At 48.0% G+C, this 26,754-nt stretch carries 25 protein-coding genes and 2 tRNA genes; 12 read left to right on the plus strand and 15 right to left on the minus strand.

Features of this window, described 5'->3' with window-relative positions:
- Window positions 1-8: 8 nt before the first annotated feature.
- Window positions 9-1,517 carry an inactive transglutaminase family protein gene (locus G7083_RS00790; protein ID WP_166013128.1) on the plus strand — a complete coding sequence of 503 codons (1,509 nt, stop codon included), beginning with the start codon at window positions 9-11 and terminating at the stop codon, window positions 1,515-1,517.
- The gene (locus tag G7083_RS00795; RefSeq protein WP_166013129.1) at window positions 1,517-2,500 is read left to right on the plus strand and encodes an alpha-L-glutamate ligase-like protein; all 984 of its coding nucleotides are present in this window, start codon (window positions 1,517-1,519) and stop codon (window positions 2,498-2,500) included. The genes G7083_RS00790 and G7083_RS00795 overlap by 1 nt, the downstream gene beginning before the upstream one ends.
- A 72-nt stretch (window positions 2,501-2,572) precedes the next feature.
- Here G7083_RS00795 and btuD read toward each other — a convergent pair whose 3' ends face one another.
- The 7 genes from btuD to cobT all read right to left on the minus strand — a co-directional run bounded on the left by btuD (window position 2,573) and on the right by cobT (window position 8,615).
- The gene (btuD, locus tag G7083_RS00800; RefSeq protein ID WP_166013130.1) at window positions 2,573-3,328 is read right to left on the minus strand and encodes a vitamin B12 ABC transporter ATP-binding protein BtuD; all 756 of its coding nucleotides are present in this window, start codon (window positions 3,326-3,328) and stop codon (window positions 2,573-2,575) included.
- Window positions 3,315-4,310: a vitamin B12 ABC transporter permease BtuC gene (gene btuC, locus G7083_RS00805; protein ID WP_166013131.1), complete on the minus strand. Its 996-nt coding sequence runs from the start codon at window positions 4,308-4,310 to the stop codon at window positions 3,315-3,317. Before btuC ends, btuD begins: the two co-directional genes overlap by 14 nt.
- 99 nt (window positions 4,311-4,409) lie before the next feature.
- Window positions 4,410-5,438: a succinylglutamate desuccinylase gene (locus tag G7083_RS00810; protein WP_166013132.1), complete on the minus strand. Its 1,029-nt coding sequence runs from the start codon at window positions 5,436-5,438 to the stop codon at window positions 4,410-4,412.
- Between the two features lie 202 nt (window positions 5,439-5,640).
- The gene (locus tag G7083_RS00815; protein WP_166013133.1) at window positions 5,641-6,249 is read right to left on the minus strand and encodes a histidine phosphatase family protein; all 609 of its coding nucleotides are present in this window, start codon (window positions 6,247-6,249) and stop codon (window positions 5,641-5,643) included.
- A 7-nt stretch (window positions 6,250-6,256) separates the two neighbouring features.
- The gene (cobU, locus tag G7083_RS00820) at window positions 6,257-6,796 is read right to left on the minus strand and encodes a bifunctional adenosylcobinamide kinase/adenosylcobinamide-phosphate guanylyltransferase (RefSeq protein WP_166013134.1); all 540 of its coding nucleotides are present in this window, start codon (window positions 6,794-6,796) and stop codon (window positions 6,257-6,259) included.
- An 8-nt stretch (window positions 6,797-6,804) separates the two neighbouring features.
- A complete protein-coding gene (locus tag G7083_RS00825; protein ID WP_166013135.1) occupies window positions 6,805-7,590 on the minus strand; it encodes an adenosylcobinamide-GDP ribazoletransferase in 786 nt (261 codons plus the stop codon).
- Window positions 7,590-8,615 (minus strand): nicotinate-nucleotide--dimethylbenzimidazole phosphoribosyltransferase, encoded by a 1,026-nt coding sequence (gene cobT, locus G7083_RS00830; protein ID WP_166013136.1) that lies wholly within the window; start codon window positions 8,613-8,615, stop codon window positions 7,590-7,592. The genes G7083_RS00825 and cobT overlap by 1 nt, the downstream gene beginning before the upstream one ends.
- Window positions 8,616-9,040: 425 nt before the next feature.
- Here cobT and G7083_RS00835 point away from each other — a divergent pair, with 425 nt between their 5' ends.
- The 7 genes from G7083_RS00835 to G7083_RS00865 all read left to right on the plus strand — a co-directional run bounded on the left by G7083_RS00835 (window position 9,041) and on the right by G7083_RS00865 (window position 16,718).
- Window positions 9,041-10,411, plus strand: a complete 1,371-nt coding sequence (locus G7083_RS00835) for an L-cystine transporter (RefSeq protein WP_166013137.1) — start codon at window positions 9,041-9,043, stop codon at window positions 10,409-10,411.
- Between the two features lie 143 nt (window positions 10,412-10,554).
- Window positions 10,555-11,979 (plus strand): exodeoxyribonuclease I, encoded by a 1,425-nt coding sequence (gene sbcB, locus G7083_RS00840; RefSeq protein WP_166014961.1) that lies wholly within the window; start codon window positions 10,555-10,557, stop codon window positions 11,977-11,979.
- Window positions 11,980-12,013: 34 nt separating this feature from the next.
- Window positions 12,014-12,388 (plus strand): CidA/LrgA family protein, encoded by a 375-nt coding sequence (locus tag G7083_RS00845; RefSeq protein WP_166013138.1) that lies wholly within the window; start codon window positions 12,014-12,016, stop codon window positions 12,386-12,388.
- A complete protein-coding gene (locus G7083_RS00850; RefSeq protein WP_166013139.1) occupies window positions 12,379-13,053 on the plus strand; it encodes a CidB/LrgB family autolysis modulator in 675 nt (224 codons plus the stop codon). The genes G7083_RS00845 and G7083_RS00850 overlap by 10 nt, the downstream gene beginning before the upstream one ends.
- Before the next feature lie 234 nt (window positions 13,054-13,287).
- On the plus strand, window positions 13,288-14,175 hold the full coding sequence (cdd, locus tag G7083_RS00855; protein ID WP_166013140.1) for a cytidine deaminase: 888 nt from the start codon (window positions 13,288-13,290) through the stop codon (window positions 14,173-14,175).
- Between the two features lie 201 nt (window positions 14,176-14,376).
- Complete coding sequence (gene purT, locus G7083_RS00860; protein WP_166013141.1) at window positions 14,377-15,552, plus strand: phosphoribosylglycinamide formyltransferase 2; 1,176 nt, start codon at window positions 14,377-14,379, stop codon at window positions 15,550-15,552.
- Window positions 15,553-15,938: 386 nt separating this feature from the next.
- Window positions 15,939-16,718, plus strand: a complete 780-nt coding sequence (locus G7083_RS00865) for a phosphoribosylglycinamide formyltransferase (protein WP_166013142.1) — start codon at window positions 15,939-15,941, stop codon at window positions 16,716-16,718.
- Between the two features lie 96 nt (window positions 16,719-16,814).
- On the opposite strand, the gene ihfA is transcribed toward G7083_RS00865, so the two are convergent.
- The 3 genes from ihfA to pheS form a co-directional block, all read right to left on the minus strand.
- Window positions 16,815-17,111, minus strand: coding sequence for an integration host factor subunit alpha (ihfA, locus tag G7083_RS00870; RefSeq protein WP_166013143.1), 297 nt, complete (start codon window positions 17,109-17,111; stop codon window positions 16,815-16,817).
- Window positions 17,112-17,543: 432 nt separating this feature from the next.
- Window positions 17,544-19,931 (minus strand): phenylalanine--tRNA ligase subunit beta, encoded by a 2,388-nt coding sequence (pheT, locus tag G7083_RS00875; RefSeq protein WP_166013144.1) that lies wholly within the window; start codon window positions 19,929-19,931, stop codon window positions 17,544-17,546.
- A 26-nt stretch (window positions 19,932-19,957) separates the two neighbouring features.
- Window positions 19,958-20,941 (minus strand): phenylalanine--tRNA ligase subunit alpha, encoded by a 984-nt coding sequence (gene pheS / locus G7083_RS00880; protein WP_166013145.1) that lies wholly within the window; start codon window positions 20,939-20,941, stop codon window positions 19,958-19,960.
- Between the two features lie 290 nt (window positions 20,942-21,231).
- Between pheS and G7083_RS00885 the strand changes: the two genes are divergently transcribed.
- A complete protein-coding gene (locus tag G7083_RS00885) occupies window positions 21,232-21,717 on the plus strand; it encodes a GNAT family N-acetyltransferase (RefSeq protein ID WP_166013146.1) in 486 nt (161 codons plus the stop codon).
- 312 nt (window positions 21,718-22,029) lie between these two features.
- A complete protein-coding gene (locus tag G7083_RS00890) occupies window positions 22,030-22,503 on the plus strand; it encodes a peroxiredoxin (RefSeq protein WP_166013147.1) in 474 nt (157 codons plus the stop codon).
- A gap of 103 nt (window positions 22,504-22,606) precedes the next feature.
- On the opposite strand, the gene G7083_RS00895 is transcribed toward G7083_RS00890, so the two are convergent.
- The 3 genes from G7083_RS00895 to G7083_RS00905 form a co-directional block, all read right to left on the minus strand.
- Window positions 22,607-22,996 (minus strand): NirD/YgiW/YdeI family stress tolerance protein, encoded by a 390-nt coding sequence (locus tag G7083_RS00895; protein WP_166013148.1) that lies wholly within the window; start codon window positions 22,994-22,996, stop codon window positions 22,607-22,609.
- 119 nt (window positions 22,997-23,115) lie between these two features.
- Window positions 23,116-24,381: a HAMP domain-containing sensor histidine kinase gene (locus tag G7083_RS00900; RefSeq protein WP_166013149.1), complete on the minus strand. Its 1,266-nt coding sequence runs from the start codon at window positions 24,379-24,381 to the stop codon at window positions 23,116-23,118.
- On the minus strand, window positions 24,353-25,021 hold the full coding sequence (locus tag G7083_RS00905) for a response regulator transcription factor (RefSeq protein WP_166013150.1): 669 nt from the start codon (window positions 25,019-25,021) through the stop codon (window positions 24,353-24,355). Before G7083_RS00905 ends, G7083_RS00900 begins: the two co-directional genes overlap by 29 nt.
- Window positions 25,022-25,105: 84 nt before the next feature.
- On the opposite strand from G7083_RS00905, the gene G7083_RS00910 reads away from it, so the two are divergent.
- Complete coding sequence (locus G7083_RS00910) at window positions 25,106-26,389, plus strand: DUF5666 domain-containing protein (RefSeq protein WP_166013151.1); 1,284 nt, start codon at window positions 25,106-25,108, stop codon at window positions 26,387-26,389.
- 177 nt (window positions 26,390-26,566) lie between these two features.
- On the opposite strand, the gene G7083_RS00915 is transcribed toward G7083_RS00910, so the two are convergent.
- Window positions 26,567-26,642 (minus strand) — tRNA-Gly (locus tag G7083_RS00915).
- A gap of 10 nt (window positions 26,643-26,652) precedes the next feature.
- Window positions 26,653-26,739 (minus strand) — tRNA-Leu (locus tag G7083_RS00920).
- Between the last annotated feature and the right edge of the window lie 15 nt (window positions 26,740-26,754).

A 26,754-nucleotide genomic window follows, 5' to 3' on the forward strand; every position in this document is an offset into this window, starting at 1 on the left:
GCACAGCAATGACTTCGAAAATCCCTTTTTATATTTCTGTGTTGCTACTGTTTACGGTGGGCATCACGCTCAGTCTCTTACGCCACCAAGATTATGGCGTACCTTGGGTCCCTGGCGAAACTCGCCAAGTATGGGATATTGAAGCGCGAATTGAATTTGCCGCACACGGCAACGAAGCGAAGGTCTCGTTAGCCGCTCCCCTAACCCAAGAAGGCTACACACTTATCAATGAAACCGCTTCATCACCTGGTTATGGCATCTCTTACCTCAACACCGATTCAGGACGCCGAGTCGAGTGGTCGATTCGCCAAGCCAGCGGCCCACAAACCATCTACTATAAAGCGCAGTTTTTGGTTGACCCACAAGCCAAAGCACTACAAATCCCGCCGACTCAAGAGATCGTCAAACCGACGTTTGATGGGCCTGAAGAATCTGCGGCGATCGCATTGATTGCTAATGCGACTCAACGCTCGGCCGATCACATCACTTTTGCTCGTGAGTTAATTAAAGGGCTCAATGATGCCGAAAGCCAAAATGCCTCGCTGCTACTCAATAAAATGAGCAAAGTGGAAGCGGCGCAAAAACTGCTGTCATACGCTCAAGTGCCCAATAAAGTGGTCGGGGTGATCCAATTAGAAGATGGCCGCCGCCGCCAAACGATTCAGCATATGAATGAGGTGTGGGACGGCAGTGCGTGGATGTTGTTTAACCCAGAAACGGGCACCCAACCGACTCACCCTAATCTATTAGTTTGGGATGAATCAAACGTTTCACTGCTCGATGTGGTTGGTGGTCAAAACAGCCAAGTCATGTTCAGTATGCTGGCGCAAACGGTAGCACCACAACAAGCCACCAACAGTAAAGTCGAAGCCGATGGTCTACTGAATTTATCGATTCATAGCTTGCCACTAGAAGAGCAAGCCATGTTCAAAACCATCATGTTGATCCCGATCGGCGCATTAATTGTGGTGTTTCTACGCGTGATTGTCGGACTCAAAACCTCTGGCACTTTCATGCCAGTGTTGATCGCGGTTGCCTTTGTACAAACCCAACTCACCACCGGTATTGTTGGCTTTTTGCTGATTGTCGGCACCGGGCTGATTATTCGCAGTTACCTTTCCAAGCTTAATTTGTTGCTGGTTGCACGGATTTCGGCGGTGATCATCACGGTAATTTTGATTATTTCGGTGTTTACCGTGATGGCGTTTAAACTTGGGCTCACCGAAGGCTTAACCATCACGTTCTTCCCGATGATTATTCTGTCGTGGACCATTGAACGGATGTCGATCCTATGGGAAGAAGAAGGGGCAAAAGAGGTCCTGCTACAAGGTGGTGGCTCACTGTTTACCGCAATTTTGATCTACTTAGCCATGACCAACTCTTATGTGCAGCACTTAACCTTTAACTTCATTGGCTTGCAATTGGTGGTGTTAGCAGCAATTTTGCTGCTCGGTACTTATACTGGCTATCGAATTTCTGAACTCCGCCGCTTCAAACCCTTGGTGGAGGAGAAATAATGTGGTTTTCATTTTCACTGTCGGACTATACCTCCCCTTTTAAGTTACGCCGTAAGGGGATTATGGGCATGAATAAGCGTAATCACGCTTATATTGGCCGTTATAATGACCGATCTAAATACCCATTAGTGGATGATAAACTCCAGACTAAGCTGATTGCTCAACGGGCCGGATGTACCGTACCCAAATTGATTGGTGTGATCACCAATCAAGCGGAAGTTCCGCGCATTCATCAAATGGTCAAAAACTGGCCTGGTTTTGTGATTAAGCCGGCGCGTGGCAGTGGCGGCAAAGGCATTTTGGTGGTGACTTCGCATCAGGATGGGGTTTATACCAAACCCTCGGGTGCCACCATCAATCAACAAGATGTCGAACGCCATATCAGTAACGCGTTAGCCGGATTGTTCTCGCTGGGTGGCAAAAATGATGTGGCACTGGTCGAAAATCTAATCCAGTTTGACGACTGTTTTGAAGGCTTTAGCTACGAAGGGGTGCCAGATGTGCGAATTATCGTATTTAAAGGCTATCCTGTCATGGCGATGATGCGTCTTTCCACCTCTGTTTCCGATGGTAAAGCGAATTTGCACCAAGGTGCGGTTGGGGTTGGTCTTGATATTGCCACCGGTAAAGCGGTACGCGCAGTGCAATTTAATAAGCCCGTGACCCATCATCCTGATACCGGCAAATTGCTCTCCACCTTAGTCGTACCCCAGTGGGAACGGCTACTCACCTTAGCCGCCAGCGCTTGGGAAATGACTGGCTTAGGTTATATCGGCACCGATATGGTACTGGATAAAACCGAAGGCCCGATGGTACTGGAACTCAATGCTCGGCCGGGGCTCGCCATTCAAATTGCCAATGGCGCAGGTTTACTGCCTCGTCTGCAACATATCGAAAGCTTAGGTTCATCGTTGATTTACCCAACACCGGCTGAGCGTGTCGCTTATTCGGTGCGTAAATTTGCGGTTCAATCGCTTGATTAACCCAACTCTGAGTACCCAACCCGCCACCTTGTTAGTCACTAACAAGGTGGTGGGGCGCGTTCAATCAAATAATTAATCAAATAATAAATAAGCCTCTCCCGCCAGCTCAGCGCGACGAATCGTGGTGCCAAATACCGCTTGCAGGATTGCTGGCTGCAATACCTCATTAGCCTGACCCGCACGATGGAGCACGCCATTACCGAGCAGTAATACCTGATCGGCATGGCGCAAGGTCCGATTAAGATCATGATTAGCCATGACAACGGTTAAGCCCTGCTCAGCCATGTGCGCGATTAAGCGATATAACAAACTCTCTTGCGCAATATCAAGTGCTGCGGCGGGCTCATCCCAGATCAAAAGCCGTGCGGCCGGATTTAAACGCGGTGCAACCTGTAAACAACTGCCGGCTAAACGCACTCGCTGCCACTCACCGCCCGAGAGCTGATGAATCGAGCGATGCAGTTTATCGTCAATATCGAGCAGGCGGCTGATCTGCTCAATTTCACCAGCAACTTCAGGACTGTCGATCGTCATCCCTGCAGGGATCGACAGCGCTAGATATTGAAATACCTGCAATTGAAAGCTGGGTTTATCATTTTGTGCCAAATAAGCGCGATAGCGTGCCAATTCCGCTAAGCTGGCATTGCCGACGGACAGCCCATCAATCTGAATGAAACCCGCAAAAGGGATCATACCGGCTAAGGCGGCAAGCAAGGTACTTTTACCACTGCCATTGGGGCCAACTACATGCCAAATTTCACCAGCGTTAATCTGCAGTGAAAGTGGCAATAAGCGAGCATCAACCTGCAGACTTTCAACACGAATCATGATTTTTCACCAGCATCCAGATAAAAATCGGTGCGCCTAAAGTGGTCGTGACCACACCGAGCGGCAATTCACCACTGCTCAATGCCAAACGCGCCACTAAATCGGCACTGATCAGTAAGAACGCGCCACACAATGCCGACATCGGCAGTAGTAAACGATTTTCTGAGCCAAGGGTTAAGCGCAGTAAATGCGGCACCACCAAACCAACAAAACCGATCACACCCCCGAGCGCAACGGACGCACCAATCAGTAAAGCAATCGCAAGAATTAACCGCCAGCGGATATGATGAATATCCACCCCTAGCTGCTTGGCATGCCCTTCACCAAGCATCAGTTTATCCAACACGCCACCTTGGAGCGCAAGCCACACCAGCACCGGAAGTGCAAGCAAGGAAAGTAAATGTTGATGCCAACTCACCCCCGCGACACTGCCCATTAACCAGTACATTAATTGGCGCAAACCTAAATCGTCGCTAAAGTAGAACGCCCAAGTCACCACCGCGCCAGATAAAATCCCTAATGCCACCCCCACTAACAGTAATCTCGCGGTAGTCAGGCGCAGTTTGCGCGCCATGCTCACTAAGAGCAGGGTAAACAGTAGCGCCCCGCACACCGCAGCGAGCATAAACGCCAGAGGCGAATTTAAAGTTGGGAAAAACAGCAGCAAGATCACCATCGCCACACTGGCACCACCGGAAACCCCAATCACGCCCGGTTCAGCCAGCACATTACCAAGTAGGACTTGTAACGTCGCACCAGCGATAGCCAGACAGCCGCCGATCACTGCCGCCGCTAGTAAACGAGGTAAGCGCAGCTGCCATACCAATTGCTGCTCTAAAGGCGACCAAGTAGAAAATGGCGATAGCCACAGCTCGCCCACCAGCAGATAAACCGTACACAGCACGAAAAGAAATCCACATAGCCAATAACCGCTGCGTCGCCAGCGCTGGTGTTTTTGTTGGAGTAATCGATGAAAATCCATCTTGTCATTCATAGCAAAAAGAATGGCCTAACCTTACCGTTAAGCCATTTAAATAGAAAGGAGTTCATACCAAGGAATTTATCAAGATCAAACGATGGGTCAGTCGTACACCAGTTGGTCATCCTCATAACGCGCATTTACTTTGCAAACCATCAATGCCGCCGCTTGACCGATCGCCACATGAGGTTCAGGGAACACAATCGCCTCCCCTTCATTTTTAGCCATCAAGGGTTTATCCCCATCATAACCAAACACTTCACCGTGCATAAACGTGGTGAAATTCTCGATATTCTCATTAAACCGAAAAGTAAAGTTTTCATGCAAACGCACAATCGTGCGACTCACGCGATACATCACCGTTTTGCGTGGCAAATGCTCAGGGACGTGGCGTGCTATCAGATCACGCACGGCTAAATCAAATGCGACCAACCTGTGCAACGAATGCTCACCTAAACGCGCCACCTGCCCTAACTCTAAAGTCAATGCTTGGGCGGCAAATTGCTCGGCTGAATAGCAGCTAAAACGGTTAGAAGGTGCATTAGATAACATGACCGCATCAATATGAGCGTGCTCGATAAACTGCAGCAAACGGCGACTGCGTACTGCATGACGCGACTTAGGGCTGATGGCAAATGAATAGTGCTTCGAGTCGCGACTGGCACATTGCAGATCAAAATGCCAACGCGAGCTAGGCTCTGTCCCTTGAAAAAATGACTTAAGCCGCGCCTTTAACGTTTCGGCAATCGCCAGTTCGCAGCTCGCGGCGTGTGCTTGTTCATCAAATAATTGATTAAGATCCTGATCAATAAAGCGCACTTGACGTTGAATGGCCAGTGGATGGGCAAGGATAAACAGGCAGCGCTCCGTCACCACTTGAAATCCACTCTGAATATCTTCAAGCCATTTATCCATCAGCTCGATCGGAGCGGCATCATCACCATGCAGCGCGGCACAGATCACAATGTGCTGAGTCTGCTGATCCTGCTCGGCAGGGATCACTTCCAGCACGCCAGGTTGATGCAGTTGCAAGGTTACACCTTGTGCCGTCGTCACTGACTGCGTCACGGTTGGATGATCAACATCTAAGCTGTCGAGAAGAAAAGATTGGCGAAAGAGGGATTTCGTCATGCGCTACTCCTTTATTGCACAGCGGTATGTTAAGAAATCGTGCGAGCAATTTATGCCAAGGCGATCCCACTTATCACTCACGATTGACCACAGATTGATGAAAACAAGCGCTAGCCGATCCTTTTGATAATCAGCAAGATGGCTGCGACAAGGTGATAAATTCTAGCATTTATCAAGGGTGACACTCTATATTCAACCGGCTTTATAATGGCTGACTAAGCGGGCTACCGATCCGATTGACACACACCACCGGCGGCTCGCCGCGATACACCGTCAGTTCAGTCACCGATTGATAAGGAATATTGAGCCGACTGTACCAGTGAGGATTGCGCCAATCGACACCTAACACTTGAGCCAAAATCAAGCGGATAGTACCAGCATGGCAGATAATCAACGTATCGCGGTCTAACTCAGCTAGCCATTGCAGCCATGCTTGGGTGACACGTTGATAAGCGTCGGCTAACGATTCAGCTTGCGGCAAAGTATGCTGAGCCGGATCTTGCCAAAAAGCTTCCAATAATGGCCATGCACTGGCTAATTCGCTAAAACTCTGACCATCAAACAGGCCAAAATTGAGCTCTTGCAGTTGGGGATCGAAATCGAGACGGATCTCTGGACGAGCCTGTTGAATATGTTGTGCTAAATCAGCACAGCGGCGTAAAGGCGAACTGATCACCCGAGCAAAAGGTAATGCCACTACCTGCGCGGCAATTTGTTGCTGCACTGAACTGGGCACTGCGACATCGGTCACTCCATTCAGCGCAGCAACGCCTTCCGTTTTACCATGGCGCAGCAACCAGATTCGAATCATTGTCGGATCACTCATCTTTTAAACGCAGGGGCAATCCCGCCACCACAAAAGTCACCGCATTGGCTAACGCGGCAATTTTCTGATTCATCCAGCCAGCATGATCGACAAACAGGCGTGTGAGCTCACCCATCGGCACTACACCCATGCCTACTTCATTACTGACCAATATGATTTTCGCAGGGTTGTGTGCCAAAGCCGCCAGTAATAGCTCAATCTGCTGTTCTAATAACGTATGAGTCAACGTGGCTTGATGCTCAAACAGCACATTGTTAAGCCATAAGGTCAAACAATCCACCAGCACCACATCGTCGGCGGTAAATTGCAGCAAAACCTCCGCAAGCTTGAGCGGTACTTCATGCTCAACCCACTCAGCCGTACGCCGAGCTTGATGATGTGCAATACGCGCACTCATTTCAACATCCAGTGCGGTGGCAGTGGCCACATAATGCAAAGTGGCCGAGTGCGTCTGCGCCGTTTGCTGTGCTAACTGCTCGGCATAGCCAGATTTGCCACTGCGCGCACCACCTAAAATCAAATGCACACTCATATCGCCTCCTAAATCAGCCACTCATGCTGCAAGAAAGCCAGCAATATTAAATAGATGCTAATTTCCATCAATTGCTGTGCCGCACCGAGACAATCGCCAGTAAAACCGCCTAACCGTTTAAGTAGCCAGTGGCGAAACAACAGGCGAAAAACCAAGCTAAATGCAATCATGCTCCAGATCACTGGCCAAGAGAACCACAGCAATACTACCAATGCACTCAATACTAATATCGCCACATCACTAGCCGACTGCTGCTGAGCCAGTGGTTTACTTTTACTGCTGTCAGTATCCGAAACATACGGTGTATTGTGGATCAGTGAAGCCGCTACCGTGCGGCTTAAGGTATAAGCCAGCAGCCAAACCGGGGTTAAAGTGGTCAAATCCGCCAACTCAGTCAGCAGTACATATTTACCCAGCAATGCCATCAATAGCGCACTGGCTCCGTAAGTCCCAATCCGACTATCTTTCATGATCGCTAAACGACGTTCTGTAGTCATCCCGCCGCCAACACCGTCCGCCATATCGGCTAAGCCATCTTCATGGAATGCTCCTGTCAGCAATAGGCTGAAGACGATGGTTAGAAACACACTAATATTGGTTGAAAAAAGTTGCGTCGCCAGTGAATAAATCACTGCGCACAGCCCACCTAACAGCAATCCAACCAAAGCAAAATAACGCCCAGCCTGATTCATTCGCTGACTGCTATAGGGCAAATTTACGGGTACTGGTAAGCGTGAAAAAAAACTCACTGCCAGCAAAAAAAGTTCCAGTTGATAACGAAAGATAGCTGCCATTACACCGTCACTCCCGCGTCAGCAAAACTGGCCATATGGTTATAAAACTCAACCGCCGCACGCACTAGGCTCAGCGCCAACACGGCGCCGGTACCTTCACCTAAGCGTAAGCCTAAATCAAGCAGTGGCTCAGCGCCGAGTAATTGCAATACCGCCCGATGACCCGTTTCTTGCGAACTGTGGGCAAACAACAAATAATCACGCACATTCGGCTCAATTAAGGTCGCTACATAAGCTGCTACCGTAACAATAAAACCATCCACCAATACAGGGGTTTGCTTTTGATAAGCGCCAAGAAAAGCCCCCACCATCTGTACAATTTCGAAGCCACCAACTTGGCATAACACCTCGTGGGGTGACATCCCTAAACAGCGGCTAGCGCCTTCGCCGACCAACTGCAATTTGCGCTTAAACTGGGCATCGCTAATTCCAGTTCCACGTCCGACACACACCTCAAGTGGTAGCCCAGAAAGTGCCGCCAAAATCGCCGCCGCGCTACTGGTATTGCCAATGCCCATTTCACCAAACATCAATACGTTACAACCCGCAGCCACTTCACGCTCAATCAAGGCGCTGCCAAGTTCTAACCCGATTGCCACTTGCTGCGCACTCATCGCCGCTTGTTCAGCAAAATTGTGCGTACCGGCACCAAGACGCTGTTCAATCAAAGCAGGATGGGCTGGCTGCTCGCGCAAAATGCCACAATCAACCACCCGTAGCGCGGCTTGCTCGGTTCGACAAAAACAGTTGATCGCTGCGCCACCGGCAAGGAAATTACTCACCATTTGCTCGGTCACCGCGCTCGGCGCAATGCTGACCCCTTGCGCCGCAATACCGTGATCGGCGGCAAACACCAACACGGTCGGTTGGCAAATTTCAAGCTGGGTGACCACATGCGGCTTATTTTGACTTTGAATTAAAGCCAGTTGATGAGCAACGCGTTCAAGTTGACCTAACGCACCAAGCGGTTTGGTTTTTTGATCGATCCGTTGTTGGATTTCGGCGCTGAATGAGCGATCTAGCATGTGGGTGTCCTTACGTCTTTTTGAGGCATGAGAAAGAGTTGGCACAGTCTACTCGCTCTACACCGCAAAGCCAAAACCTTCACATGCTTTAACTAACCAGCACCTCCCGTTAAGGGGCAAATCAATTAGCCATCAACGATGTCGATTGGCTGCGCAGGTTGCTCTCGGATAATGCATTTTGGGGCTAGTTTTATTGAGACTCATGAGTCAGCCGCTCACAAAAGCACCACCAATCACACAAAGTGCACGCAGACTGATTTGAGATTAATCAGATCTCGATGTTTGATAACGATTAGTTATAACACATGATTTTTTCTGCGTTTATTTTTGTGATAGTGATCGCTATATTGCTGAAAAGTATTCTCATTTAGGATGGGGCGTTGAGCTTGCTCAAGCGTGCCATCCCTGCCAATAAGGATTATATAATGTCGGTGATTACTCTCGCTGCGCTGGTGATTTTCGCAGGTTTATTGCTGTTTCTGTTTGGGCTGCAAAAAAAATCAGCCACTCTTTCTCGTCAAGTTTTATTCGGTTTAATGCTTGGTAGTGCCTTTGGTTTGGCACTACAAGTCATTCTAGGTGAAGGCCATTTGGCTATTCAAGAGACTCTCTCTTGGATTGGTATTGTCGGCGATGGTTATGTCGGTTTGCTGAAAATGGTCATCATGCCACTAGTGCTGGTTTCGATGATTTCGGCGGTGGTACGCCTAGATAAAAATGGTTCACTTGGCAAAATTTCTGGTTTAACTATTGGTATTTTGCTGATCACCACAGCGATTTCAGCCTTGATCGGTATTGTGATTACCCAAGCTTTCGGCCTAACCGCTGAAGGGCTGATTACCGGCAGTCGTGAAACCGCGCGGATTGCCGTTTTAGAAAGCCGCGTATCCAGTGTGGCGGATCTCACCATTCCACAACTGCTGGTCAGCTTTATACCCACCAACCCGTTTGCTGATTTAACCGGCGCGCGTTCGACGTCTATTATCGCGGTGGTAATCTTTGGGGTGCTGACCGGTATTGCGGCACGTAAAGTGATTGCCGATAAACAAGAGCTCGCCACCCCTATTCGCACTTTTGTGGAAGCGGCACAATCGATTGTGATGCGTCTAGTAAAAATGATCATGGCGCTGACCCCTTACGGGATTGCCGCGCTAATGGCTAAAGTAGTGGCGACATCCAGTGCGGCAGATATTCTCAGTCTGCTCGGCTTTATCGTCGCCTCCTATGTGGCGATTGCACTGATGTTTGTGGTGCATGGCCTACTGGTCGGACTGGTTGGCGTCAACCCAACGGTTTACTTTAAAAATATCTGGCCAGTGCTGACCTTCGCGTTCACCTCACGCAGTTCAGCCGCGACCATTCCACTTAATGTGGAAGCGCAAATCACCAAACTGAACGTGCCACCCGCGATTGCGAACCTTTCTGCGTCATTTGGTGCCACAATTGGTCAAAACGGCTGTGCTGGGATTTATCCTGCCATGTTGGCGGTGATGGTCGCCCCAACCGTAGGCATCAACCCACTTGATATTCATTTTATGCTATCACTGATCGCGATGATCACCATTAGCTCATTTGGTATCGCTGGGGTCGGTGGCGGTGCAACCTTCGCAGCTCTGATTGTGTTGCCAGCCATGGGCTTACCGGTAACGATTGCCGCACTGCTGATCTCTATCGAACCGCTGATTGATATGGCGCGTACCGCACTTAACGTCTCTGGCTCGATGACGGCAGGTACCGTCACTAGCCGTTTGCTCAAGCAAACCACATCAAGTGAGCCACAAACTCAACAAGCCTAAATTGTCCTTCTATTCAAGCCGATGCCCTGCATCGGCTTTTTGATGATAAAAAACCACAAATCCGCCGCAAGCCCCGAGCAGCAATTGCTATGTCAGAGACAGGATGGTCTAATAACCGCACCTTTCGCGATTTGGTCAGCCACATGCAGCAAGAACACCAACCCACTTTTTTCTTCCTCGATTATGAGACTTGGGGAGTCAATCCCGCGCAAGATCGTCCTAGTCAGTTTGCCGGTGTTCGAACCGATATGGATTTCAACATTATTGGCGAGCCGCTGGTAATTTACTGTCAATTGCCGAATGATTATTTACCAGGCCCAGAAGCGGCGCTGATCACCGGCATTACCCCGCAAACCGCCAACCAGCAAGGTTTGCCTGAACCGGAGTTTATTGCAAGGATCCACGCGGAGCTCTCCACCCCAAATACCATTAGCCTCGGCTATAACAGCATCCGTTTTGATGATGAAGTGACTCGCTATACTTGCTATCGCAACTTTATTGACCCTTATGCCTGGAGCTGGCAACACGGCAATTCACGCTGGGATCTGCTCGATGTGATGCGCGCTTGTCACGCGCTGCGCCCAGATGGGATCGTCTGGCCAGAAAATGAGCAAGGCTTTACCAGCTTTAAGCTGGAGCACCTTTCAGTGGCCAATGGCATTGAACACAGTAATGCGCACGATGCAATGGCCGATGTGCTGGCCACCATTGAGTTGGCTAAAAAAATTAAAGCGGCCCAGCCGAAGCTATTTGAGTATTTTTTCACCATGCGCCACAAGCGCAAACTGACCGAATTGATTGATATTGTTAATCAAACCCCGCTGATGCATGTTTCCGGCATGCTGGGGCGTGAGCGCCAATACACCAGTTGGATTGTGCCGATTGCTTGGCATCCCACCAACCAAAATGCAGTAGTTGTGGTCGATTTGGCCAAAGATCCTCAGCCGCTCTTCGATCTGGATGCAGAAACCTTGCACGATCGTCTTTATACTCGTTATGAAGATTTAGCCGCCGATGAACAGCCAGTGCCGGTGAAACTGGTGCATCTTAATAAGTGCCCAATCCTCGCGCCGGCCAAAACCCTAACCGCAGAGAATGCCGAGCAGATCGGTATTGATCGCGCCCAATGTCTGGCCCATTTGCAGTTGATCCGTCAGCATCCTGAAATTCGTGAGAAATTGGTCAACGTATTTAATCAATCACGGGAGTTTAGCCAAGCACAAGATGTGGATAGCCAACTGTACGATGGATTCTTCTCACCCGCCGATCGCGCCGCAATGGATATCATCCGCACCACCGACCCCGACCATCTCGCTAGTTTAGCGATTCGCGTGGCCGATAAACGCATCGAACCCCTGCTATTTCGCTATCGCGCACGCCATTATCCACAAACGTTAAATGATAGCGAACAACGTCGCTGGGCAGCACATTGCCGCGACTATTTTGAACGCCATCTTGAGAGTTATATGCTTAATTTGGAAAACTTAGTTCTTGAACATCAAGCTGACCAAAAGAAAATGGCAATTCTAAAATCGGTTTACCATTACGTTGAACGACTGGCTTATTAACTTAACGTTTATTTTTTACTTGCTGATGTGAACCATGCTGAAAACAATCGCGCAATACGTGGTCTCGATGGGACTGATTTTCCTCTGTCTGCTTGCCGGCGTCCATTTACAAACTTGGCTCGGCATTGCTATTCCTAGCAGTATCTTAGGCTTACTGATTTTATTTGCTCTGATGGCCAGCGGCTTAGTACCAGTAGAATGGGTCAAACCGAGTGCCAGCTTATTTATTCGCTATATGATCCTGCTGTTCGTGCCGATCAGCGTTGGTTTAATGGTGCATTTCGATACTTTAGTCGCCAATATCGCCCCGATTTTAGCCGGTGCGATTGGTGGCACATTATTGGTGATGGTCACGCTAGGTCTGCTGCTCGATCGTCTACTCAAGAAGGGGAAAAAATCATGTGGTTGATTGTCACCCTACTGGTCTTTTTTAGCGCGCGCTGGGTAGCGCAAAAATGCAATACACCATTAGCCAATCCGTTACTGATCAGCATTGGCCTACTGATCCCGTTGTTGACTTATCTTGATGTGCCGTTTGACACCTACTACGCCGACAACCAGTGGCTGAGTTATTTACTGCAACCGGCCGTGGTGGCTTTGGCATACCCACTGTATGAGCAGCTACCACAAATTCGCACCAACTGGCGAATTATCACCTTTGCCTGTGGCGTAGGCAGTGTGATGTCGATGATCACCACCAGTGTGATTGCGGTTAGTATGGGCGCAGATAGTCAACTGATCGCCGCATTAATGGGTAAATCGGTCACCACTCCGATCGCGATGGAAGTGACTCGTCAATTAGGGGGCGAGCCGGCTATTGCGGCCATTTTAGTGCTTCTAGTTGGACTATTTGGCGCGATCCTCGCTTACCCAATTTACCAACTGCTCAACATTACTCACCCGATTGCGAGGGGGCTGACCATGGGCACGGTATCACACGCGTTAGGTACCGCGAGCTGCGCAGAAAAAGATCCGCGTGATGCCGCCTTTAGCTCATTGGCACTGGTGGTATGCGGCATTATTACTTCGCTATTAGCCCCAAGCCTGTTTGCTTTGGCTCTGTGGTTGCAATAGCGCTGTGGTTAAAACAGAACTGTTCTTGCGATAGTACTGGCTAATAACACCGATCGCTAACTAGGGTTAGCAACCAAATACCCGCCCAAAACGTTCGTGAATCGACCTCATTCGCGTGACCTCACTCTAATAATGTAATTATTGGTAAAATTACATTATTAGGTGTGATTTTTATCACCTTATTAAATCGGATATTGCCTAAAATAAGCAGCCATGCAACCAAAAGGAATCAAAATGAGAGACCGTATTGAGCAAGCATTACAAACAATGCCGGCTTCTTTTGCCCCATATCTACGTGAATTGGTATTCGCCGAGGATTTTGATGCCACTTTCTCTGTCGAGCAGTATCAACAACTGTTAACCCTCTCTGGGCTAGAAGATGCCAATCTGCGCATTGCACTGCTTCCGTTGGCGGCTTCTTACTCTTACGCACCCATCTCTGAATTCTATGTCGGTGCTATCGTGCGCGGCATCTCTGGGCGCCTGTATTTGGGCGCGAATATGGAATTTACTGGCACCCAATTAGGCCAAACGGTGCATGCCGAACAATGCGCGATCAGCCACGCGTGGATGCAAGGTGAAACAGGAGTGGCGGACATCACCATCAACTTTAGCCCTTGCGGACACTGCCGCCAGTTTATGAATGAGCTCACTACGGCAGCATCGCTCAATATTCAATTACCGAACCGTGCGGCAAAAAGCTTGCAACAATATCTGCCTGAATCATTTGGTCCTGCCGACTTAGGCATTCAAGACGGTTTGATGGCTCCCATCAATCACGGCCAAAGCTGTAACGATGATGATGAGCTGATCCAACACGCGGTGCGCGCAATGAACCGTAGCCACTCGCCTTATACCCACAACTTTAGTGGAGTCGCCCTACACATGCGCAATGGTCGTGTATTCTTAGGGGCTTATGCGGAAAATGCAGCGTTCAACCCAAGCTTACCGCCACTACAAGTCGCGTTAGCACAACTGATGCTCAACGGTGAATCTTTTGCAGAGATCCAAGCGGCCGCCCTAGTAGAAAGCTGCAACGGTAAAATTAGCCATCTCGCTGATACCCAAGCCACCCTGGAAGTGCTTAATCCCGACATTCCTCTCGCCTACTTATCACTCTAATCATCTAAAGAGGCGCTCCGCCTCTTTTTTTTTGCAAACTGCTCTCCTACCGTTTTCGCCATAAAACTGTCATCAACTTGACGCGATTAATGGTTAATCTGGCGGGCTACAGCGGGAAGCAAACGTTTTCTTTTGCATTTCGTTCCAGTATGATGGCCGCTGTTTTTTGCTAATGTGACTGAATGATTATAAGGATTGTCTATGTTTGGGACTGCTACTCGGGATAACGCCACACGAGTACTTTTACTTGGCTCTGGAGAACTGGGCAAAGAAGTTGCCATTGAGTGCCAACGCCTAGGCCTCGAAGTCATTGCCTGTGATCGTTACGCCGATGCACCTGCCATGCAGGTCGCCCATCGCAGCCATGTGTTCGATATGCTCGACGCCGATGCACTACAGCAAGTGATCGATCTAGAGAAACCGCACTTTGTCGTGCCTGAAATTGAAGCGATTGCCACCAGTAAATTGGTCGAATTAGAATCGCAAGGCTTAAATGTCGTACCCAGCGCACAGGCGACGTTACTCACTATGAACCGTGAAGGTATCCGTCGTTTAGCCGCAGAAGAGCTCGCGCTGCCCACTTCCCCTTATCAATTCGCTGATAGCTATCCAAGTTTTGTCAGTGCCGTTGAAGCGATTGGCTTCCCTTGCGTCTGCAAGCCAGTGATGAGCTCTTCAGGCAAAGGACAAAGCGTGATCCGCACGCCAGAGCAAATTGAAGCTGCTTGGCAGTGTGCCCAGCAAGGTGGCCGTACTGGCGCAGGCCGAGTGATTGTCGAAGGTTTTGTCGATTTTGATTATGAAATCGCGCTGCTCACCGTTCGCGCGGTCGATGGCGTTCATTTCTGCGCCCCGATTGGTCATCGTCAAGAAGAGGGAGACTACCGTGAATCTTGGCAACCACAGCAAATGTCGGAAAACGCAATTAAAGCGGCAGAATACATTGCTGAGCAAGTCGTTAATGCGCTGGGTGGTTATGGATTATTTGGTGTCGAGCTGTTTATTAAAGGTGATAAAGTCATCTTCAATGAAGTTTCACCACGCCCACATGATACCGGAATGGTAACGCTGATTTCTCAAGAGTTGTCTGAATTTGCCTTACATGTGCGAGCTTTTACTGGCTTGCCAGTTGGCCAAATCGTACAGTATGGCCCAGCCGCTTCAGCGGCGATTCTGGGTAACGGCCAATCACACAATATTCAGTTTAGCGGATTGGATGAGGCATTAAGCGTGCCCCACTCTCAAGTGCGTTTGTTTGGCAAACCAGACATCGCCGGTCGTCGCCGTTTAGGGGTAGCGCTGAGTCGGGGTAAAACCACCCAACAAGCCATCGAGCGCGCGATTGAATGCGCAAAAGCGATCAAGATCGATTACTAATTAAACTCGCAGCTTCACACCATACCCAACGTGCGCTGATCAAACAGCGCGCGTTTTCATCCCCAGCAAACCAACCTGTCACTCCCCTCGCAATCTCAAAATCCCTGAGGCCCGCTTACCGGTTACATTTGTTTACTCTTCGAGTTTGAACTCGATTAGTCATGTACAGTCTCAATCAATACTGATTAGAAAACGATTTATTGGTGATCTGAGTGTGATCAACTACTCGCTTCCGATCAGACGTGAGTTGTAAAAATCATGCATCAACCCCATTGAATAACAGAGGTAACAACAAGATAACCCAAACCAATAACCGCTTTAATTGCTCTATCAGGCCCCCTTTTCGGTTCATTTGTTGACCCAACAGCGCAAGCTAAGGAGAGTGAATGAGTTTACTGCTTCGTACCACGGCACTCATGCTTTTATTGCTCAGCCGAGCTCCAGCCATGGCAGCCATGCCATTAACTTCAACTCCCAGCCCAGATAACCGTGAGGAGTCGCAGCAAAATGAAGTCAGCTCGACACTGTTTCGCCACAGCCTCAGTGGCTTATATGGCATTGCTAATCAAACCAACCTAGTAACCCAGCCTTATCAGGATTTCGATGTACTTTATAGCCAAGCACACCAAGCACAGCTGGAATTAGAAACGCTGTGCAAAAGCACGGTGTTACTCACTAATACCCAAGCCTATTTTGCGGGAGCGAAATCTCGCCAACGGGCATTAGAAAAAGTCACCCTAGAGTTGGATGGTCAAGTCGAGCGGATCACCGATTTAGCTCGGGCAACCATTGTCGCGAATGATATTGCCAGCTTAGTCAACGCTTATGAAACACTCAGCCGATCGGCCACAATTGTACGAGTCAAAAACCGCTTTAAACACCCTGTCGAATCGGGCTATCGCGATCTCAACGTGCTGGTTCAACTACCAAAAACCCAGATTATTGCTGAAGTGCAATTTCATTTAGCGGCGATTGCTAAGGTGAAAAATGGTGCAGAACATCAGTTGTATGAGCAGATCCAACATATTGAACGCACCGCTCGCCAACAACAGCGCCCCGTAACGGAGTGGGAACAAGCCCAAATCAACAAAATACGTGGTATCTCACGTGATTTGTACCAACAAGCATGGCAACCTTACATCACCACCCATATTCAAGCGGCTTAATTCAAGTCGCCGCAGACTGTCAAACGAACGACTTAAAGTAGAATCGACCTAAAGCAAAAAGACCACGCATAAGCGTGGTCTCTTGTTTGCTCGGTCTTATTGTTCGATCTTGATGTTCTCGACACGGGCTTTCAATTTTTGCCCTGGGCGGAACGTTACGACACGTCGAGCGGTAATCGGAATATCTTCACCCGTTTTTGGGTTTCGACCCGGACGTTCATTTTTATCTCGTAGGTCAAAATTACCAAAACCGGAGAGTTTTACCTGTTCGCCACTTTCTAGTGCTTTACGAATTTCTTCAAAAAACACTTCAACCGTATCCTTGGCATCCCGCTTGCTCATGCCGAGCTTTTCGAACAGGGCTTCAGCTAATTCGGCCTTTGTGAGCGCCATAAAACTTCCCTCAAAGCTAAGTTAAACCTTGCTGCTGGTTGGCAGCGCCAAAGCAATTTTGTTCGGCCAATCAATCACCTAATTGCCGAACAGTGAAAGTGTATGCCAACCTTCTGATTTTCGCCAACTTTTTTATTACACACTCAGCGATTCAAAAAGCCACAACCGACCACCCTTTCCACAAATCACTTACTCTCTCTTAAGTGATAAGTATAAAAAAATCTGCATTTTTAGTTATTTACATCATTATCACTAAAATAGATTTCCAATCCTCATCCCTATTTAGCGTAGATAATTTTTACCGATACGCCAAAAATTTTTTCTGAGTTTCATCTAAAAATCAGGAGGTTGTTGGCAAAGTTGCACATTGCCATGATAAAAAACAGGCTCCTAGGAGCCTGTCTTATCTTATTCAGCACAAGTGGCTTACTTTTAGTCGCGCAGCGCCGCACCAAACTGAGCCGATACCGCTTGCACAATCGTTTCAACCGCCGCAGCAATATCCGCTTCTTCGAGCGTGCGTTCAACCGATTGTAGAGTCAGTGCGATAGCGAGGCTCTTATTACCTTCGGCAACACCTTTACCTACGTAAACGTCAAACAATTTGGCCTCTTGCAGCAACTCACCGCCAGCAACACGACATGCCTCAACAATTTCGCCAGAAGCAATATTGCCATCGACCACCAACGCGATATCACGGCGGTTGGCTGGGAACTTAGAAATCGCTGCCGCTTCTGGGATCACGCGAGTGTTGATCGCGTTCCACTCAATCTCAAATACGATAGTACGACCGTTAAGGCCAAACTTACGTTCAAGTTCTGGGTGAACCGTACCAATCACGCCGACCGCTTGACCATCGACCATAATCGCTGCCGCTTGGCCAGGATGCAATGCAGGATGCGAAGTGGCCGCGAAGCTGTAGGCTTTGCCTTTCGCGGTCAGTTCAAGCACCGCTTCCAGATCGCCCTTCAGATCGAAGAAATCCACTGTCGCGGTTTCCATATTCCAGTGCTCTTCACCACGAGCGCCAGAAATGACCCCTGCCAGCATTGGCTCTTGGCACATGCCGTTTTCAGCCGCCGCATCAGGAATAAAACGAAGACCGTATTCAAACAGACGAACACGAGGTTGCTGACGCTTTTGGTTATGCACCACAGTATTGAGCAGACCTTGGATCAGGCTCAAACGCATCGCCGACATTTCAGCAGAAATTGGGTTCGGCAGGATCAACGCATCAATACCCGGTACCACCAGTTTTTGCTGCTCAGGCTCCACAAAGCTATAAGTGATCGCTTCATGGTAACCACGGTCAACCAGCAAATCGCGCACACGCTTCAGCGGTAATTTCGCTTCGTTGTGCAGGTTCATGTTCAACGCCGCGATAGGTGCTTGGTTAGGAATGTTGTTGTAACCATAGATACGACCAACTTCTTCCACCAGATCTTGCTCGATCGCAATATCAAAACGCCAAGTTGGCGCAGTCGCTTGCCAACCTTCTGAACCGGTTTCAACCTTCATGCCTAAACGCTCAAGGATCTCTACCACGTCCGCATCAGGGATCACATGACCTAGCAGTTGATCAAGTTTGCTACGACGCAGTGGCACTTGGTTTGGTTTAGGTAAATCCGCCTCAGACTCAGCGGCGACCACTGGAGCCACTTCACCACCACAGATCTCAACCAATAGCTGTGTCGCGCGCTCCATTGCAGTGTGTTGCAGTGCATAATCCACACCACGCTCAAAACGCATAGAAGAATCGGTATGCAAGCCGTAGCTACGAGCACGACCACGGATGTGATCGGGTGCGAAGAACGCACACTCCAGCAAGACATCTTGAGTTTCGCTGCTCACACCAGAATGTTCGCCACCAAACACACCGGCAATCGCCAATGCTTTTTGTTGATCGGCGATCACTAGCGTATCGGCGTTGAGTTTGGCTTGTGAGCCGTCAAGTAACGTCAGCGCTTCATCTTGTTCAGCCATACGTACTACAATACCGCCTTCAATCTTGGCCAGATCAAACGCGTGCATCGGTTGGCCTTGCTCTAACATCACAAAGTTGGTGATATCAACCACAGGGTCGATCGAGCGAATGCCACAGCGACGCAGTTTTTCTTGCATCCACAATGGGGTTGACGCTTGAACGTTAACCTTCTTCACGATACGACCAAGGTAGCGTGGGCACGCCGCAGGCGCTTGCACGTCAATCGCGATCGCATCATTAATGGTCGCCGCCATCGCGTTGACCGCAGGTTCAGTCACATCAGCACGGTTGAGTACGCCCACTTCGCGAGCCAGACCACGCAGGCTGAAACAATCCGCACGGTTAGAGGTCAAATCCACATCGATCGTCACATCATTCAGTGACAGAAAATCGCGAAAATCCATCCCAATCGGTGCATTTGCCGCCAGTTCCATAATGCCGTTCGATTCAACATCAATACCTAGCTCAGAGAATGAGCAGAGCATACCGTGTGACGGTTGGCCACGCAGTTTGGCTTTCTTAATTTTGAAATCGCCTGGTAGCGTCGCACCTACGGTTGCCACCGCCACTTTCAGACCTTGACGACAGTTGGCCGCACCACACACGATGTCCAGCAGCTCTGCTTCACCGACATCGACTTTGGTTACTCGTAGTTTGTCGGCATCAGGGTGCTGAGCACACTCCACCACGTGACCCACTTTTACGCCATCGAACACACCAGCCACTGCCAGTACGTCGTCCACTTCCAGACCCGCCATTGTAATTTGGTGGGTTAATTCGTCAGTGGTAATTGCTGGGTTAACCCACTCACGAAGCCATGATTCGCTGAATTTCATTGTCTATACCTCTTGGGAACCCTGAATTACTTGAACTGTTTTAGGAAACGCAGATCGTTTTCAAAGAATGCACGCAGGTCATTCACGCCGTAACGGAGCATAGTTAAACGCTCAACGCCCATGCCAAACGCGAAGCCTGAGTATTTCTCAGGGTCGATGCCTACACTACGCAGTACATTTGGATGCACCATACCGCAGCCTAGCACTTCTAGCCATTTGCCGTTTTTGCCTTTCACATCCACTTCCGCTGAAGGTTCGGTGAACGGGAAGTAAGAAGGACGGAAACGCACTTCCAGATCTTCTTCGAAGAAGTTACACAGGAAGTCATGCAGGATGCCTTTCAACTGTGCGAAGTTGACGTTTTCATCAACCAGCATACCTTCCACTTGGTGGAACATTGGGGTATGGGTTTGATCGTAGTCGTTACGGTAAACACGGCCAGGTGCGATGAAACGCAGTGGTGGTTGACGCTCTTCCATGGTGCGAATTTGCACGCCAGAAGTGTGGGTACGCAACATCAATTTCGGATTGAAGAAGAAAGTATCGTGATCGGTACGTGCTGGGTGATCAGAGGCAATGTTCAGTGCATCGAAGTTATGGAAGTCATCTTCAATTTCAGGGCCAGACTCAACCGTAAAGCCAAGCTCACCAAAGAAGCTTTCAATCCGCTCGATGGTACGAGTCACTGGGTGCAAACCGCCATTTTCAATGCGGCGACCCGGCAGAGTCACGTCGATGGTTTCAGCCGCTAATTTAGCTTCCAGCTCAGCGCGTTGCAGCGCATCTTTGCGCTCAGCTAGTGCTTTTTGCACCGCTTCTTTCGCCACGTTAATTTCTTGGCCTGCCGTACGGCGCTCTTCCGGTGGTAGTTTGCCCAGACTTTGCAATTGTAAGGTTAACTCACCTTTTTTGCCCAGATACTGAACACGCACTTCATCGAGTGCGACCAGCGACTGTGCAGCATTCGCCGCAGTAGTCGCATTAGCAATAATCTCTTGTAGATGTTGCATCGTTTCCTCGTCTGCCAATCAGCAGTTTCCTTTAGGAGCCCGAGTGGGTCTTTGATGGTGGCAAGACCATCAATAGAGTGTCACCGTAAGGGATTGTTGGGGTTTTCAAATAGCTGTACATAGTACCGAAAGCGAGGATTAAAGCCAAATTGAAATCTGTGCTGTATGCATTATTGGTGCATTATTCATGCACTTACTTCTGTTTGGCTAAAGTAGAAGAATTGACAACCTATTCAGACCTGTTAAAAAACCTCATCAGTATGTAAAAAATCATCTCAAGGAATCTGTTCATGACGCTGGAAATTATCCCTATTCGCCCAGAATTTGATGGTGTTATTTGCCAAATTATCCAAACAGTCGGTGCGGAGTTTGGTGCGATTGGTGAAGGCTTTGGTCCATCGGATGCCGAAGTGCTCGCCATGAGCCAACACTATCATGTACAAAAACGCAGCGCTTATTTTGTGGCACTGCTGAATGGAATCGTGGTCGGTGGTGGTGGGATTGCTGCTTTTGCTCAAGATACTAATGTTTGTGAATTGAAAAAGCTATTTCTATTGCCGACTGCGCGTGGACATGGTGTCGGACGAGCACTCAGTGAGCACTGTTTGAATTTTGCCAAACAGCAAAGTTATACCGCATGTTATCTAGATACGCTTTCTTGCATGACTCAAGCCATCAGGCTCTATCAACAACTTGGCTTTGAACATTTATCTCAACCTCTGGTTGGGAGTGGGCATAACGGCTGCGATGTCTGGATGTTTAAATCGCTACGCTAAGCAACGTTAAATCGATAGCGACTCGATACTGGTCACTTTAAGGTCGAAAAACAACTTCTGTGCTCATCATTTCGTGCAACTGCCTAGCTGGGGTCATTGTCTATGATAAAGCCCGCCGTACGGCAGGGAATTGGTCTACGCTTAATATGTCCAGTGCATAATACCAAGACTAGGTGGAGTAAGACGGATTATTCAACGGCAATAAGTTTGAATCTGAATCTATACCCTTGTTTTACTAATGATGGCAAAGGGCCGAAGCGAGCCAGTTTCGGCCTCTATTAGGCTAACAATACGCTAACTAAAGGAAGAGATATGATTGCTCAACATCAAAAATTACCTGCGGCAACCTTAAGCCAACTTACCAAACAGGGGGTGATTCATCATCAAGTCACCGAACTGTTTGCTGGCAAAAAAGTGGTACTGTTTGCCGTGCCAGGTGCTTTTACGCCAACTTGCTCTGAAGAGCATCTACCTGGTTATGTGGTACTCGCCGATCAATTTAAAGCTAAAGGTGTCGATATGATTGCCTGTGTAGCGGTGAATGATGCCTTTGTGATGCATGCATGGGGAGAAACGCATAATGCTTCTGAATTGATGATGCTGGCTGACGGTGACGCAAGCTTTACTAAAGCACTCGGCTTAGAGATGGAGACCGCTGGTTTTGGCGGTGTCCGTTCACAACGTTATGCGATGATCATTGATGATGGTGTTGTCACGCTACTCAATGTTGAAGCACCGAAATCGTTTGAAGTCAGTAAAGCTGAAGTAGTGTTAGCCCAGTTGTAAACAAGCACTATATCCCCATATATGCGCTTAGCTAGCTGTGTATCGAGGTTACTGAGCAATCAAAAAGTAGCCAATAGGTATCCGTTTGGCTACTTGTCTAGGTTTATTGAATAATGTCAATCAAGTCAGCATCAATCGTCACTTCAGACCAATCTTTATCCACATCACCTCGGATCATCACTTGAGTTTGTGGGGTGACCGTTTGCCCTCGCCAAAGCTCATCATCAATTTCCACTTTGATCTCCCCTGTTGCGTCTCGGAAAATATAATCATCATGGCCAACTGACGTCATGATATGCCCGATTAATTCAACTTTGGTATCATCGCTGGCATTAAGTGCACTCACCACATCACGAATAATTTGTCGTGCACTTGGGCCTTGAAAGCCGCCTTGCCCCTGAGTTTGATCAGAGTTTGCTTGAAATCCCGCTTGGCTAACGCTCGCACTCAAGGCTAAAACAATCGCTAAAAGACTTAAGCCAATCTTACCCATCTGAATCTCCTTAGTTAACTGAGGTTAATTTTGCAACATAATAGACGGTGCACAGCATGCCAAACCAGACGTGAAGCAATCGTGAAGATTGTCGATGATTCAAAGCCGACTCTTCCTTATCAAGCATGGTTGTCGATGAAATCAATCGTTGCCCAATACTGCTCAGCTTGGGTTTGCCGCGTAAATAACCACGCCATCCGCTCACAAATACGCTCAACAATGATTAAGCCACATCCATAACCTGAAGACACCACACTAGAGCTATCAAGTGGGTTTATGATAGTTAACTGACTATTTTCCAATCTAATTTCAATATCACCCGCACTATAGTTAAAGGCGTTTTTGATCAAATTACCAATCACAATATCCACAAAACTCACTGGCGCCCAAATCATTGCGTTTTGTTTTACCACCAGTTGATAACTCAGTTGCTGGTTAACAAAATTGCGCGCCATTTCATCGACCAGTTGCTCCAATCGAGCGGCCAAGTCAATGTGATCATAATGTTGTGTTTCAATCTGTGCTTTGCCTAATAACAAAAAGGCTTCGGTGAGGGTTTTCATTTGCTGCCCGGCATAATCAATCCGCGTAATGGCTTTGTTAACAATCCGTTGCTGCGTTTCAGTCGTTGCGCGCGGTATTTTTTTTAATAATTCCGTCGAACCTTGGATCACCATGATCGGGGTGCGCAGTTCATGGGAAGCAAACCGACTAAACTCCTGCTCCCTTGTAAAATAAGCAGCAATATGAGCTTTATTTTCCAATAGGGTTTGTTCTATATGGCGAGTCTCTCGGTAAGGTGTCGAGGGGACAAATGCCGGCTGCTCCGGTGATAGTCCACTAATTTTACGTTCAATGTCCAAAAAAGGTGCTGACAATAGCCGCACAAAATACAAACCATAAGCGATGATAAACAGCAATAGCCCAACCCCAAGCGACAAAACCAACAGATGCAATCGATCTTCATAATTATCCAAAAAATCATCCGCATCATCTTGATAAACCACATACAGTAAGCCCTGCCCTGATGGATGAGCAGAAATCAAGAAATGCTTATCTTCTTCGCCTAATTGATGCTCATAAAAACCACTTTGCTGATAAGCTTGTAACCAATCTGGTAGTGATTCTTTGCTCCAATATGTGGCCAGCTCATGAACATCAGGTAACGGGGCTTTATCACCAAATCGTTGATAGTTGCGCTGATATTCACGAGTTTCCGTAGCTAATTTATGCTCTAAGCTGATGATCTCAATCTGCTCTTCAGCGATGTAAATTAAACTCCAGAAAATCGCGAACATAAGACTGGTGAGCAGCAAAAATGTCAGCCGGATTTTATTGTATAAGCTGGGTAAGCGCTTAGGGGAGCAATCGGTAGCCTTGGCCATGTATCGTCTCGAGTTTTGAATCAGTAAAACCTTTATCTAATGCACTGCGCAAACCATAAATATGGCTACGAAGTGCATCACTGTACGGAGTGTCATCCCCCCATACGGCATTGATCACCTGCTCTTTACTGACAATCGCAGGAGCATTTTTGAGTAGCAAACTCAAAATAGTACGTTGAATTTTACTCAGTTTGATCGGCAATCCAACACGATACACCGTTTGTGTCGCCATATTTAAGCTAATTTCACCAAAACACAAATTGCCAACATCTAAACGTGGACCACGATTATGCAGTGAGCGTAGCCGTAAACATAGCTCTTCCATCGCGAAAGGTTTATTTAAAAAATCATCACCGCCAGAGGTAAAGGCATCGATTTTATCTTGCAGACTGTCTCGCGCGGTTAAAAATAAAATGGGTGTCGTACACAACCGCTCTTGCCGCAATTGTTTAACCGTATTAATCCCATCTAATTTGGGCATCATGATATCCATAACAATAATGTCATAATGATTACGTTCGATAAGCTGCAAGGCACTTTCACCGTGATAAGCACAATCAACGATAAACCCCTCTAGGGTTAAGTAATCGGCAATTGTTTCTATAACATCATGACTATCATCAACAATTAATACTTTCATAACTTTTTCATTTCTTCACGTTTACTTGACGTTGCTCCAGCTAAGATGCGCGCCATTGACTCAACTAAACAAAATGGTAGCAAAATGAACAAATACTTAGTAGCCATTGGCACATTATTATTAACCGCCTGTGGCGGGAGTGACTCATCAAACCATCATCCCACCACGCTAGCAACCAAAATCATCGGAACGGTAAGTAACGTATCTGCCAATCATCAGCAGATCACCATTAATGGTCAGCGGATCAATATTGCGAATGCTGATATTCGCTATCAACAGCAGCCCATCCGTTCAGAGGCCATTCAAGTTGGGATGCGCCTAGAACTGATCAGTAAAGATCAACAAGCACAAGCCATCACTTTCGATCCAGCTCTGGTCGGAGCCATTAGCGCCATTGATCGTGTTAAAAACAATATTACCGTCAATGGGATACTTCTAAACGTTAAATCCGCTAGCCAATATCAAATAGGTCAGTGGGTTGCGGTAAATGGCTATCCGACGGATAGTGGCACTTGGCAGGTTGAATCAATTAATATGATTGATTTTGCTGATCAAGCTGAGATTGAAGGCCGAGTTTCCGCACTGGACAATAATCAATTTCAAATTGACACACTCACCATCAACTACCAGAATGCTCAATTAGAAGGCAACCTGATTGAGGGAGCTTGGGTAGAGGTCGAAGGTCAACTGAGTCAAGATGGTCGGTTATTTACAGCCTATCAAGTAGAGGTGGATGGCACAAATGATAGCTCACTCTTTGATGATCTAGAAATAGCCGGCACAGTAACTTGGATCAATGATGAAAAAACTCGCTTTGAGCTGAATAGTCACACTCGCCTTTATGTCAACGCCCGCACGGAATTTGATGATGGTCAAGCGAGCGATCTGCAGCTCGGCAGATCGGTTGAAGTCGAGGTTAAAGCACAATCCGATGGTCTGTGGGCCAAAGAAATCGAATTTGAAGATTCCAGTAACTCAAATATACCAAATCTCACTCAGTCGTTTGAACTTGAGGGTATGGCTGAGCTAATAACCGATAATACTGGATCTAGCCAACTGCAAATCAATGGCTTTTCGTTTGTTATCGATGCACGAACCGAGTTTGAGGCAGGTTTAAGCTTAGCAACGATTAACCAACGGTGGATTAAAATTGAAGGCATCCAATTAGCCGATGGTCAATGGCTCGCTAAAGAAGTGGATGTTGAACAGCAAGATCATGATGTTGAGTTAGCCGGCCAAGTGACCAACAACCAATTGTGGGGCTACACGGCCAGTGATGAATCGTTAACAGCATTTAACGGCCAATGGATTAGCGTTGAATGTGGTTTCATTGGTAACGACATCTTCAATTGCCGCAAAGATGATTAAGTGACAAAGGGAGATGATTAAGTCACAAATAGGTTGCTAAACCACTAAACTTAAATCGGCAGCATAGAGCTTTTCTCGCTGCCGATTTTTTATAGGCTATTGTACCAACTCAAAATAGACCATGCGATGGTTGCGAAATGACAATAAAAAACCCAGCCTAAGGCTGGGTTTTTTATTTGGAGCGACACACGAGGTTCGAACTCGTGACCTCAACCTTGGCAAGGTTGCGCTCTACCAACTGAGCTAGTGTCGCGAAATGGAGATGGTGCCCCGGGCCGGACTTGAACCGGCACGACTCGAAAGTCGAGGGATTTTAAATCCCTTGTGTCTACCGATTTCACCACCAGGGCACGCAAAATCTTTGC

It is taken from the genome of Vibrio sp. HDW18, assembly GCF_011306175.1.
Taxonomy (GTDB): Bacteria; Pseudomonadota; Gammaproteobacteria; order Enterobacterales; family Vibrionaceae; genus Vibrio; species Vibrio chanodichtyis.